We start from the raw sequence: 12,822 nt of genomic DNA, 5'->3' as shown, positions 1-12,822 counted from the left end.
CGCACTAAAAACTCTTGCAATCCGCTTGCGGAAGCGGAGAATGTGCGACCCGCCGCGCAGCGGGCCGCACCATGCCATCAGAAGCGCTGAAAGGACATATCGCGATGGGAGCGGCGGCCGTCATCTGGGGCCTCATGTCTCCCGTCAGTAAACTGGTCATGCAGCAGGGAGAAGTAAGTTCCGCCTCTCTCGCCACATTCCGCCTGCTGGGAGCGGCCCTCCTGTTCTGGCTGGCCTCCGCTTTCGTGCCAAGGGAACCCATAAAGAGGAAGCATCGGCTGCCTCTGTTTTACGCCTCCCTGTTCGGAATCATTTTCAACCAGATGGCCTTCACGGTGGGCGTAGGGTTCACTTCCCCGGCGGATGCGGCCATCATCACCACCATTACACCGGTATTGACCATGATTCTGGCGGCGTTCGTCCTCCGGGAAATGGTCACGGGGAAAAAAATCATCGGGGTCTGCGCCAGCGCCATCGGAGCCATGCTGCTGGTTTCCGGCAGCGGCGCGCATGCGGCGGCCCTACCGGGAGACAACAACCTGCTGGGGGACATTCTCTGCCTGGCTTCCCAGTGCAGCGTAGCCGTTTACTTTGTTTTTTTTAAGAACCTGATTGGCAGATACTCTCCCGTCACCCTGCTGAAATGGATGTTTACGTATGCCGCAGCCGCCTGCCTCCCCTTCACCTTCCGGGAAGTGGGTTCCATCCATTATTCCGCTCTGCCCGTACAAACATGGCTGGGCATTGCCTATGTGGTGGCTCTGGCTACTTTTGTCAGCTATATCTGCCTGTCTTTCGCCCAGCAGAGGCTGAAACCCACCGCCGTCAGCATGTACAATTACTGCCAGCCGGTGATCGCATCATCCGTAGCGGTGATGTGGGGCATGGACCACTTCGGATGGATGAAAGTCCTCTCCGTCCTGCTGGTATTCACAGGTGTGCTTCTGGTCACCGGAACCAGGGGAAAACGGGCCGTCCAGGAACAATAAACATGCCATTCCTCCGAATTTCCGCCTCCACGCCCTGCCGGAAAGGCAAAATAATTCCTCTCTTCGCCGTCAACATGCGGCCCAATGCCGGCTCACCTCACGGCATGCCATGCGCCGCCCCGGCAATAATGAAAAAAATAGATGGGAAATCCCGCCATCCTGATGTAGCATTCCCAGGTAATTTTCCGCTTTCCCCCTTTCCGGGGAATCCTGCTTCCCTGCCATGAACCGATTCTTTCTATCCTGGGACAAACCGGCCTGCCGTGCTGTAGCGGAACGCCTGCTTTCCCTGGGAAATGGCTTCCACCGGCATCTGGTGCTGGTTCCCACACGGGAATCCGGAAGGCAGCTGAGGGAATACCTTGCCTCCATTTCCCGTACACAGGCCATCTTTGCTCCCCAAGTCATTCCGGCAGACCAGTTCCCCCGGATGGAAGAAAAGGAAGAAACGGCGTCCGCTCCGGAAGAACTGGCCGGGTGGCTCCTGGCCCTGGGGAAAACGCCTCACCGCCTTTATCCCCGCCTGTTTCCACGCACCATGCCGGAGGATTTTTCCAGCATGCTGGAAATGGCCGGCAGCCTGCAAAACCTGAGGCACGCCATGGCGAACCAGGGCGTCTCCTGCATCATGGCCCACCATGCCTGTGCGGGCAGAGACGAACGCTGGAAGGACATGGAAAGGCTGGAGGGACAATGCACGCAACAACTGGAAAGCTGGAAGCTTGAAGACAGGACCGCCATGAAGGCGGAAGCCCCGCCCCGGCTGCTGAATTCCCTGAGGGAAACAGGTGGAAACATTATTCTGGCCTGCACAGCGGAGGTGCCGCCCCCCCTGCGCCATGCCCTCCAGCATGCGGAAAGAAATGGCGTACCCGTCCAGATATGGATACATGCGCCGGAAGAAGAAGCCGCCTCCTTTGATTCCTGGGGATGCCCTCTGCCGGAAGAGTGGTCCCGGCGCCCCATCCCAATCCGCGACGGTCAAATCAGAATTGCGGCCAACCCGGCGCGGCTGGCTGAAGAAACGTGCCGCATCATCGCCCGCACAGCGGAAGGAGGAACGCCGGACATCGCCCTGGGCGTTTGCGATCCTGACATGAACGTCGCCCTGGACGCAGCTCTGCGCCAATACGGCTGGGGCCTCCACAATCCGGAAGGGAAGCCTTTTGCCGGAAGCGGCGTCATGGACCTGCTCCGCAACCTTCGGCGGGCGCTGGAAGAAAAGGGGACGGCGCGCCCCGTCTATTCCCTGGCGCGCTCCTCCCTGCTCTGCGCCTCCCTGGGAATAAAAGGCCAGCAGGGTTGCTGCGCCGCGCTGGACAAAATCCAGCAGAAATTCCTTCCGGAAACGGAAGAATACCTGCTTTCCAGGCTGAAAGAGGCTTATCCCGGCGCCTTTCCTTCCATCCAGGCCATTCTGGAATGGCGGAACCGGATGGCGGAACCGGGAATGCTGGGGGAACGGCTGATGGAATGGTTCCCGGCTTTGGCAACCATCTATGGCCCGGAGACGGAAGCCATGGAAATGTTCCATTCCTGCCTTTCCGGGCTCATGCGTCTGCAACAGCGCTCCACCGCGTTTTCCAGCCCGGAGACGGCTCTCCTGCTCCTGATGAAATGCCTCCAGCCGCTGCGTGTCAGAAACAGGAGAAAAGCTCATGCGGCGCTGGATTCCCTGGGCTGGATGGAAGTTCACTTCCGCCCGGAAAGAAACCTCATTCTCACGGGACTAAACGAAGGGACCGTACCGGAAGGAGGCGTTTCCGACCAGTTTATGCCGGAGGAACTGCGGGAAACCCTGGGCATTGATTCCTTTAACCGGAAAAAAGCCCGGGACAGTTTTCTGCTGACCGCCCTGCTCCATTCCCGCGAACGGGAAGGCAGTCTCACCATCCTTCTCTCCCGGACCAGCAGCAGGAACGATCCTCTGACCCCTTCCTCCCTGCTCATGCGCTGCCCGGAGGCGGAGCTGCCGCACCGCGTAGAACGGCTTTTCCAGGAAATCAGCGATGTGCCCGCTCCCCTGCCCTACCAGCGCGGAAACTGGCATCTTCAACCCGCGGAAGGCTGGAAGACCGCTGCGGACATCGGCGCGATGGCGCCCGGCTACAAAAACCCGTGGAAGGAAAAAGGGCTGGCCTTCTCCCCCTCCGTCCTCAAAAGGTTCCTGGCCTGCCCCATGCGCTTCTGGATGCGGGAGGCGCTGCACATGAATGAGGAAGAATTCCTGCCGGACAAAGAGGACATGGCCGTCAACGAGCTGGGCACCATGCTGCACGACGTGCTGGAATGTTTCTGCCGGGAACACGCCGTCCTGAAAGACGGCATGAACGCAGCCTCCTTTCAGAACGCTATCACGGAAATACTGGAACAAACCTTCCGGAAACAATACGGCCCCTCCCCCCTCATGCCCCTGCTGCTGCAAAAACGCTCCATGGAACAGAGGCTTTCCGTTTACGCCGTTCAGCATTTGCAGGCCCTTCAGGAAGGATGGTCCTGCATTGCCTTTGAGCACCAGGTAGAAAACTGGATACTGGGCGGCTTCCCCATGAAATTCCGCATTGACCGCATTGACCGCCATGCGGACGGGCACATACGGGTCATTGACTACAAAACGGGAGCGGCCTCCTCCTGTGAAAAAAAGCATCTGGACCCGCTCGGACGGCCGGACGCCCTGCCCCTGCTTTCCCCAGCCCTGCATCCCTACACCAAACGCCTGAAAAACGGGAAACTGGCGCACGCGCGCTGGAAAGACCTGCAGCTACCCGTTTATGTGCTGTGGGCCTCGGAAACCTACGGGGGCCATCCCTCTGCGGCTTATTACGCCCTTCCCGCCAATCCCATGGACATCGGAATCTCCTCCTGGGACACCCTCCACGACACCATGCCCGGGTATGAGGAATGCGCGCTGGACAGCGCCTGTTCCTGGACGGTGGAGCTGATGAAACTTCTTCATGAAGGACGCGGTCTCATCACTGCGGAGGAACTGGGCTGGACACCGCCCTCTTATGACGTATTCAAGGACCTGATGACTTCCCGGAGGGAAAGCCTGCAGGATCTGCTGGGCCTCCGCCTCACCCCCCACCTTCCTTTTTAAGATGCCGCCCCTGACCAACATGCTGATCTCCGCTTCCGCCGGAACGGGAAAAACCTACCAGCTCTCCCTGCGTTTCCTGGGGTTGCTGGCGCTGAACAGCGGCAACCACCCCGAACGCCTCATCGCCATTACGTTCACCCGAAAAGCGGCGGGAGAATTCAAGGACCGCATTCTGACAGACCTGGCCGCGGGGGCCACGGATGAGGCAGGCGCGGCGCGGCTGAAAGAACGGCTCTGGGCGGTTATCAAGGGAACGGACGGGGAGCCCGGTCTCTGGCCCGGCGCTCCGGAGGCATGGAAGGAGGAAAATCTGCATCGGGAACGCTTCCTCCATTTACTGCACATCCTGGTACAGAATTTGGCGCGACTCAACCTCTGCACCATTGACAGCCTGTTTGCCCAAATTGCCTCCGCCAGCACCTTTGAGCTGGGAGTCAGCGGCTTCAGTATGATTGACCCCACGGCGGAGAAACTGGCGCGCCGTGAAGCCCTGCTCTCCCTGTACCGGGAATGCTCCGTAAACAAAGAGCGAAGGAAGGATTTTGAAGACGCTTTCCTTTCCGGGGCGGATTCTGACGCGGAAGCCGCAGACGCGGAGAAATCCATGATGCGCCGCCTGGGCACCTATCACGAACTTTTTCTGGATGTGCCGGATGCCGGGATGTGGGGAAACCCCGTCACGCTGGGCTTCACACCGGAGGAGCTGGCGCCTCCCGTCTCTCTGGAACAATTTGATTCCGTCCTTCATTCCCTGATTTTCCAGGTTCAGCAAACTCCTGCGTCGGAAGGGAAAAACGGCGTAAAAAACAAAGAACTGTTCCTGCGCTTCCTGAACGGATTTTCCCAATACGCCAGGCTGGGCCGCGTGCGATTCCGTACAGAGGGTGGTTCCGCCTGGGCTATTACCGTGGAAGAGGCGCGGGAAAAATTCCGGGATTTCTGGACGCCTGCTCTGGAAGAACTCATCCAAAGCTGGCTTCGCATGGAAACCCTGCACACGCTGCGCCGAACCCGCGCCACGCACGGGCTGATGCTCCTGTTTGAGAACAAATATTCCTCCCTGGTCCGCAACAGGGGGAGATTCCTGTTCCACGACGTTACGCGCATGCTGGGAGGGGGCACCATGACGCCGGAACTCAAACGGGACCTGCAATACCGCATGTACTGCCGTTATGACCATTGGATGCTGGATGAATTCCAGGATACGTCCCAGCCCCAATGGCACGTCATCAAGCCTTTTCTGGATGATCTGGCGGAATCCAAGACTGGAAATGAAGGCAGCATTTTCGTGGTGGGGGACATCAAGCAGAGCGTGTACCAATGGCGCGGCGGAGACCCGGAGCTTTTCCGCTCCGTTTCTTCACAGCTTCAACTGGAACAACGCGGCATGTCCACTTCCTACCGTTCTGTCCAGCCAGTGCTGGACCTGGTCAACGATATTTGCGACTATGCCCGGACAGCGCCCGGGTGCGAACCCGCCGCCCTGGAACAGTGGGGAGAATATCCGGCGCACCGGTGCGCCCCTCATCTGGAAGACCGTCCCGGCACCTCCCAAATCTGGCAGGCGCCCAAGGCGGAAAACGTCTCCGCCAACGACCAGGTATGCCAGGCGGCGGCCGATATTCTGGAGCGTACAGGGGCCCTGCGCCGCGGCCTGGAAACAGCGATACTGGTCAGTACGAAAAACCAGGCTCTTGTCATCAAGGGCTGGCTGACGGACCACGGCATCCCCGCAGAAGTATGTGACGACGTTCCAGTAGGTGTGGACTCTCCGCTGGGAAAAAACCTGCTGTACTTCTTCCGCTGGCTGCTGATGCCGGGAGACCCCTTTGTCGTCGGCCTGCTCACCCACTCCCCTCTCCGGCCCCTCATCACGCAGGGAGGCCCGGAAAGCATGGGGTGGAAGGAATGGCGCCTCCTGCTGGAACGGGACGGTTACGCCGCCGTCATGGAGGAACTGGAACAGCGCCTGCTCCGGGGAGGGACGGAACTGACGGACTTCCACCGCGACCGCCTGGCCGTCTGGCAGAATGAGGCGGAACAGGTGGACGAACAGGGCGTTTCCCTGGATGAATGGATCAGGCGCATGGAAGACCTGACCCGCCGGGAAGACCCCGCCGCGGGAATTGTCCGAATCATGACCATCCACAAATCCAAAGGGCTGGGATTTGACATCGTCATCCTGCCCCAGATCGGCAGGGATACACCTTTTGCGGACGGAAGGCATCTGACCCATTTTATCAAAAAAAACGGGGAGGGCGGTGTGGAAGGCATTGTCCTGGCCCCCTCCCGGCATGTCTATATGAATATCCCGCAATTCCGGGAACTTTACGGGGAATGGCGCGCCCGGCAGCAATTCGACGGATTCTGCAAGCTGTATGTGGCGCTTACCCGGGCCAAGCGGGCTACCTACGTTATCCTCCCGTACCGGGAAGACAAGGAAGAAACGGAGGCAGATTCCATGTGGAAAGTAGTCCGTTCCTCTATCCGGCCCCTCAACCGGGGAACGGAAGACATACTTCCGGAATCCGGAGCGTCATGCCTGTACTCCCGCGGTCTTGACGGGTGGTATGAGGAATTCCCGGAAAGCATACAAAAACGCGCGGAGAAAAACGCGCTGGAATGGCCTCCGCAAAAACCGTTGGCCAGAGAACGGATATCCCCTTCCGGCCTGTCGGAGGAAGCCTCCCCGCTCCAGGGAGAAAAACACGCGGGCGCAGGGAAAGCCGCCGCGCTTGGTTCCGCCGTCCACGCCGTGTTTGAACGGATTACCCGCTGGGATGATGAAAACAAACCGGCGTGGGCTCTCCACCCTGCCACGGAGGCGGAACGCATCGTAGCGGAGTGCATGGAAATCCCATCCATCCGCGAACTTTTCACGCCTCCGGAAACGGCGCGCATCATGAAGGAACAGCGTATTGAAGCCATTGACGGGAATAACTGGATTTCCGGCATCATTGACAGGCTGATTCTTGATGGAGACGGCGCCCGCATCGTGGACTTCAAGACGGACCATGCCGATACCCCTGAGCAACTGCGCGAGCACCATGCAAACCAATTGAACGCTTACGCCCGCATCGTATCCAGAATCACCGGAATACCGCTGGAGCGCATTACGCGCACTATCGTCTCCACCTGCTTGAAGGAAACCGTCCCCATTCAATAACCCCCTCTTCCCGGACAAGTCCGTTTTCCCGCTTTTTCCCGCGCCTCATTCCAATTCCGGCTTTTCTCCGGAATGGGGCAGGCAGTGTTCCGGCCAACAGGTCGGGATAGAAACGACCTGCTGTATAGACAGGGAAAGGAAAAACGCCAAATAAAAAAACCGCTCCGCGTGAATTACGGAGCGGCGTTGATAACAAAGGTCTGTTCTTTCCGGTCAGTCCCTGCGGCGGCGCAGGAACAGGGCAGCAGCGCCCAGCAGGCTCAATGCTGCCGTAGCGGGTTCCGGCACCTGCGTCAGGGAAAGGTAATTAAGGGCTGTAAGGCCGTACCCCTTGCTCCCATCCCCCTGAATCGTAAGGGTAAGCGTCCCGTCTTCCCCTACCACGACATTCTCTACCGTAGCATAAAGCCCTTTATTAGCAGTAGCGCTGGAAGTGGAAGCGTTCGCCGGAGTAAGGACTCCGGAATTATCGCCCGTCACGGAAGAAATTTCGGCCCAGTTCCCGCTGGCGTCTGTGCCGAAGCTTGTCCAGACGGCATTGGAAGCATCGGCGTTTCCGATCGTCCAGGTTTGACCGGCAAATGCATCCTTGCCTGTGAAACCTCCAAAGATGGACAAGGAATACTCCCCGGCGGCAAGACCGCTGAACGTTACAGTGAAAGAGCCGGACCCGTCGGCCGTCTGCGTTAAAAGACCGTCACGAAAAGTGTCCCCCAAGCTGAAAGGCATGCTGCCGTTGAAAGGATTTTTCCAATCGGCTTCTTCCTCAACTGTCTTGGTGGTGGTATGGCCATTATCCCCTACAGGCCATTCTGCCGTACTCCATGCCAAAGAAACGCTTCCCGGCATGCTGCCCAAAGCGGCGGAGGCACTATCATAATTCATATTGAGCACGCCGTCCGTCGTGGCGTCACTGCGTCCGAAATCAATTTGCACCGTTGCCGCCTCTACGGCAAGCAAGGTACTTGAGATTAAAGCTAAAGACAACAAGGATTTCTTCATGGCAAAACGAAGTAAACCGAATTAACAATCCGGTGTCAATGGCAAATCATGAAAATTTAATCATGTATTACGTTTATTTTTTTGGGATAAATCATCTTCCATCAATATGATAGAAATATATAACATATTTAATATGAATAAAATATGTTTTTATTAAGACAACTTGGCATTCATCGGATTGTTAATCCGCGGACATTTGCCCGCATTCAAATAAAAAACGGAAAGGATTTGTAAAACGGCCAGAATAAAGCAGTCACGGTTCCGGAACAGCCACCCGGATGCTTTCAATCCCCAAATACCGGGCTACGGAACGATTGATAAATTCATCCGGATCCCCGCTGCTCATACGCCACATAACGGAAACATAAGGGGCCAAAGGAACGGAATCATAAGGAGGAACCGTAATGTTTTTCTTGCCTTGTTCCAATTCATGGCGGATGAACATTTTCCGTTCCTCGCACTGGCGGTGGATACGGGGAAAAGCATCCAGATATCCGGAGCATACCCACAGGGCCGGACCAGCCGCCGCCAGCAGCACGCAGAATGGGAGCCACCGCCTTCGCACGGCATCCATCCATACCCCGTACAATCCCAGAATTCCCGTCATCATCAATACCGTGGCGGAAAACATGGCGTGCCATGCCGGAATCACGCGTACAAAAAAGCTGATTGCCATGGCATGAGCCACCAGAATAAACAGCAGGGAGACGCACATACGCCGCCCGGCCTTCCCCCGCCAGACGTTTATCCCCGCTTCCACAGTCAGCAGGATCAGAGCGGCAGCGGCAACGGCCAGCAAAATTTTAGGAATCGGCATGAATTCATAAAAGGCGTTTACCAATTCCGGAATGGCGCTGAAACGCTCCCCCCAGGAATGGAGAACGGCTGCGCCGCCCGCCGTCTCCGAATGAAGGCGGGCCGCATTGCCCGGAGCCAGCAGAAGAAAGGCCCCTCCCAGCGCATGGAATCCCCAGCCAATGAAAAACCAGCAAGGGAGAACCATTCCCCGGCAGCGGGCGTAAAACCAGTACACGAACAGCATGCCCAGGGAAGCGGGAATCTGGTTCTCATTCGTCATGCCGGCGGCAAAAGCCATGCCGCCTATCCAGAGCCAGGAAAAAGGAGTGTCCCTAATCCGGGAAGTTCCAGCCCATAAGGAGCGATACAGGCACAGGAAACCCAGCCAGATGGCGGCCGACCAGGCGTAATTGGTCCCTCCGGACAGCCAGAACATCGTGATCCCCGGCCTGGATGAAGACGTAAGCAAAAGAAGCGCTCCCACGGTAAACAGCAGCACATCCCGCCAGTTTCCGGAATTGACCCTTCTTCCCCGCGCCAGAAAAAACATCATCAACGCCAGGGAAAGGAGCACGCAGGGATTGAGGGCCAGAAAAAGCCATTTTCCCGCCGTAGCTGTAAAAATAGCGAGGAACTCTCCCAGCCGGGGATTCCAGTGCATGTATGACCACCAGCACCGCTCCAGCACGGGCTGAAAAGCAAGGCGGTGGTCCGCCCCGAACACGGAATGCATGAAGCTGTCCCCAGTGAAAGGAGTCCACCAGGTAAGCAGCATGGCATACACAAGAAACGCCAGCACCACCGCCCGGAACAGGAAACGCGCCGCCAGTGACTGCTTCATGGAACAGACCGGGATAAAAAACGCCGTCCGCAACTAATCCGCGACGGCCTTGAATACCGGGGTGGGCAGCTTGTCCGGCTTCTTGCCAAAGAAATCCCCCACATCCTTGAATGTCACAAACAGGAAGAACCCCATCAGCAGGAACACAAAGCCGAACTGGACGAATTCCAGAACTTTTACATTCAGGGGACGCCGGAAAACCAATTCAATGGCATTCATGACCACATGGCCGCCATCCACTACCGGAAGAGGCAGAATATTCAGAACCGCCAGGTTCACGTTCAACACCACGGAAAACCACAGGGCCAGCTTCCACCCTTCCTCCAGAGAGAACATCTTGTAAAACTGATTGGCAATTCCCACAGGTCCGGAAAGATGCTCCACGCCCACGCTGCTGCCGGGAGCCACCACCTTCGCCAGGGTATCCCCCATCCATTTCAGACTCTGCTTGATCTGCGCCCACGGAGAAGGATGGACGGTAACGTCTCGGCCCACGGAACTCAGGTCCCAGCTCACGCCCAGAATAGGCTGGGCCCCCTTGAGCAGGGAACCGTCCGCACCATTGTGCCAATTCTCCGGAAGCTTCCCCTGGATATTCACCTGCCTTGCAACCCCGGCCCTGTCCGTCACATCCAGCAAGAGCGGTTCATTCTTCTTCAGCAGAACATCCAGTGCGGCAGGGTTCCAGAGGCGTTCTCCATTGGCACCCACAACCTTATCGCCCGGGTTCAATCCGGCCAGTGCGGCAGGAGAATTGGGAATCACTTCCCCAATCACGCAGGGCATGGCCTGCATCAACCCCACCTGACGCATGCCGGAGCGCTGCCACCAGGACGTTTCCGGAATCCGGAATCCGCAGGAAATTTCCATCTCTCCTTCATGTCCAGGTCTCTGCACCGTAAAAACCACCCGGTCATGCTCGCCCAGCATGATCAATTCCCGCACGCCTTCCATATTGCCCGCCCACTTGTCCACAGGATGGCCGTCCACTTTCACAATCTTGTCGCCGGGAAGAATGCCGGCCTGAGCCGCAGGGCTGTCCGGAGCAACAAAACCGACCGTAGTCACGCCCATCTCCACATCCGGCTTGCCCACCATCCAGACGGCCACGGCAAACAACACAGCCAGCAGAAAAGAAGCGGCAGGCCCAGCGGCGGCCACGATAATCTTGTCCAAGGGAGTAACCGGCTTCAAATCCTTGGGAAGCTCCGCACGTCCTTCAATGGCCTCCATAGGAGCCATCTGCGGCAGGGATACAAAACCTCCGGCCGGAATCCACCCCAGCCCCCACTGCACGCCGTTAACCGTTTTTTTCCAGATGGGACGGCCAAACCAGATTTGAAATCTGTCCACATACAGACCACGCCAGCGGGCAGCGAAAAAATGACCAAGTTCATGAATAAAAATCATGAAGTTAAACAACATCACCACGCCGAAAATAATGGCGATAGTGGCAAGGACGGAAAGAATGCTATCCATGGTAGTTTTTGCCGTCCAAGTTACCACGGGACTCTCCGGTGAACAAGCTTCAAAGATGTCCTAATGACAAAGTGGATGCTGATATTCCAAATGGATTTCAAAAGGTGCCTGACAGCCCAGAAAACAGCCTTTACCTTCCGGGAATTCTGAAGCCGCAAGTAAAAGACCGCGTCCCCTTTTTTCGAGCGGCGCCTCTGGGAGAGGCGGCATCATCCCGGCCCGGAACCTGGACGAATAAAAGCGCCTTTTTTACCAGGAGAAAAACCGGCGGGGCATCAAACGCCGCAGCCCGCTTTTCTGTCCGAATCCCCTGAACAGCCTTTGCAATAAATGCCTCCGGAATTGGAAGCAATGATTAAAGAGCCATTGTGTTCTTAACAAAAATGCGCACTGGCGGAAACAGGATTTTTCCCAGTCGGCATGGGAAAACCGACGCTGCAATAAGAGAAACTGGCTGGCACACTAAATGATGAACGTGCGAACACCTGCTCCATAAGTCATTTACAGGAAAATGCCAACGGCCGAAACTGCCATGTCCGGACATGAAAACAGCCTCCGGAAAATTATTTCCGGAGGCTGTCGGTTAACGTTTACTGAACAGATGGAAACTCCCGCACATTCAGGCGCGGAGAGCGGCGCCATCCTTGGCTTCAATGGCCTTCTTCGCTTGAGCGAAGATAACGTCAAAAGCCTTTTCGTCAGAGACGGCCAAATCGGCAAGAACCTTGCGGTCCAAATCAATATTGGCGGCTTTCAAGCCTTCCATAAAGCGGGAATAGGTCAGACCGCGGTCGCGGACGGCAGCGGAAATACGGGCGATCCAAAGACGGCGGAATTGTCCCTTCCGACGCTTGCGGTCGCGGTATTCATACTGCCAAGCCTTGTAAACAGCATCCTTGGCGTAGCGGAAGAGTTTGCTGCGGAAACCGCGGAAACCCTTGGCACGCAAGAGAATGCGCTTACGACGCTTGCGAGAGGCCGGTCCATTAGTGGCACGTGGCATAGCTTATTTCTATTTCTATCTTGAACAGACTGTTCTTCCTCACCTCCCTGCAGTCTCGCCTGTTCTTATCTTCCCATCGGAAGAAGGCTGCATGAAGGCCCCCCGTTCAGCGGGGGGAAAGCTCGGCATTAGTCGAGCGTTTCCGCGGTTTAGGCGAAAGGCAGGTTCTGCTTGACTGCCCAGACTTGCGTCTCGTCCACCAGAGCCACCTTGCCAAGCTGGCGCTTGCGCTTGCTGGACTTCTTCTGGAGGATGTGGCGCTTGCCCTGTTTACGGCGCAGTACCTTGCCCGTGCCGGTTACCTTGAAACGCTTGGCGACTGCCTTGCGGGTTTTATTGATACCACCTTTGCGGGTCATGGTGGAAGGAGATTACAGGCTTTTTCCAAATACGCAAGTATTTTTTATGCAAATCTTTTCTTCAGACGATGGCAAATGGGCCCCTCCT

Annotated in this window: 8 protein-coding genes; 3 read left to right on the top strand and 5 right to left on the bottom strand. The window is 57.0% G+C overall.

Annotated features, from left to right (window positions below; all coding sequences use genetic code 11):
- The first annotated feature begins 71 nt into the window (after positions 1-71).
- From AMUC_RS08365 to AMUC_RS08350, 3 genes are all read left to right on the top strand, one after another.
- On the top strand, positions 72-989 hold the full coding sequence (locus AMUC_RS08365) for a DMT family transporter (RefSeq protein WP_012420599.1): 918 nt from the start codon (positions 72-74) through the stop codon (positions 987-989).
- A 223-nt stretch (positions 990-1,212) separates the two neighbouring features.
- A complete protein-coding gene (locus AMUC_RS08355; protein ID WP_012420598.1) occupies positions 1,213-4,086 on the top strand; it encodes a PD-(D/E)XK nuclease family protein in 2,874 nt (957 codons plus the stop codon).
- A 19-nt stretch (positions 4,087-4,105) separates the two neighbouring features.
- Entirely contained in the window at positions 4,106-7,252 is a 3,147-nt protein-coding gene (locus tag AMUC_RS08350; protein ID WP_167525144.1) for a UvrD-helicase domain-containing protein, read from the top strand.
- A gap of 213 nt (positions 7,253-7,465) precedes the next feature.
- Here AMUC_RS08350 and AMUC_RS08345 read toward each other — a convergent pair whose 3' ends face one another.
- The 5 genes from AMUC_RS08345 to rpmI all read right to left on the bottom strand — a co-directional run bounded on the left by AMUC_RS08345 (position 7,466) and on the right by rpmI (position 12,734).
- On the bottom strand, positions 7,466-8,254 hold the full coding sequence (locus AMUC_RS08345) for a PEP-CTERM sorting domain-containing protein (RefSeq protein ID WP_012420596.1): 789 nt from the start codon (positions 8,252-8,254) through the stop codon (positions 7,466-7,468).
- Positions 8,255-8,507: 253 nt separating this feature from the next.
- Entirely contained in the window at positions 8,508-9,893 is a 1,386-nt protein-coding gene (locus AMUC_RS08340; RefSeq protein WP_012420595.1) for a DUF6056 family protein, read from the bottom strand.
- Between the two features lie 33 nt (positions 9,894-9,926).
- Positions 9,927-11,372: an RIP metalloprotease RseP gene (gene rseP / locus AMUC_RS08335; protein ID WP_012420594.1), complete on the bottom strand. Its 1,446-nt coding sequence runs from the start codon at positions 11,370-11,372 to the stop codon at positions 9,927-9,929.
- 619 nt (positions 11,373-11,991) lie between these two features.
- A complete protein-coding gene (rplT, locus tag AMUC_RS08330; protein WP_012420593.1) occupies positions 11,992-12,375 on the bottom strand; it encodes a 50S ribosomal protein L20 in 384 nt (127 codons plus the stop codon).
- 149 nt (positions 12,376-12,524) lie between these two features.
- Positions 12,525-12,734 (bottom strand): 50S ribosomal protein L35, encoded by a 210-nt coding sequence (gene rpmI, locus AMUC_RS08325; protein WP_012420592.1) that lies wholly within the window; start codon positions 12,732-12,734, stop codon positions 12,525-12,527.
- Between the last annotated feature and the right edge of the window lie 88 nt (positions 12,735-12,822).

Origin of the sequence: Akkermansia muciniphila ATCC BAA-835, from assembly GCF_000020225.1 — a bacterium.
GTDB classification, from domain to species: Bacteria; Verrucomicrobiota; Verrucomicrobiia; order Verrucomicrobiales; family Akkermansiaceae; genus Akkermansia; species Akkermansia muciniphila.
Note: the sequence above shows the minus strand (reverse complement) of the source record. Positions and strands in the feature narration are given on the sequence as shown.

What these genes read in the sequence shown, in the direction of transcription:
- AMUC_RS08365 (WP_012420599.1), top strand. Translation starts at nt 72, where the DNA reads ATGCCATCAGAAGCGCTGAAAGGACATATCGCGATGGGAGCGGCGGCC.
- AMUC_RS08355 (WP_012420598.1), top strand. Translation starts at nt 1,213, where the DNA reads ATGAACCGATTCTTTCTATCCTGGGACAAACCGGCCTGCCGTGCTGTA.
- AMUC_RS08350 (WP_167525144.1), top strand. Translation starts at nt 4,106, where the DNA reads ATGCTGATCTCCGCTTCCGCCGGAACGGGAAAAACCTACCAGCTCTCC.
- AMUC_RS08345 (WP_012420596.1), bottom strand. Translation starts at nt 8,254, where the DNA reads ATGAAGAAATCCTTGTTGTCTTTAGCTTTAATCTCAAGTACCTTGCTT.
- AMUC_RS08340 (WP_012420595.1), bottom strand. Translation starts at nt 9,893, where the DNA reads ATGAAGCAGTCACTGGCGGCGCGTTTCCTGTTCCGGGCGGTGGTGCTG.
- rseP (WP_012420594.1), bottom strand. Translation starts at nt 11,372, where the DNA reads ATGGATAGCATTCTTTCCGTCCTTGCCACTATCGCCATTATTTTCGGC.
- rplT (WP_012420593.1), bottom strand. Translation starts at nt 12,375, where the DNA reads ATGCCACGTGCCACTAATGGACCGGCCTCTCGCAAGCGTCGTAAGCGC.
- rpmI (WP_012420592.1), bottom strand. Translation starts at nt 12,734, where the DNA reads ATGACCCGCAAAGGTGGTATCAATAAAACCCGCAAGGCAGTCGCCAAG.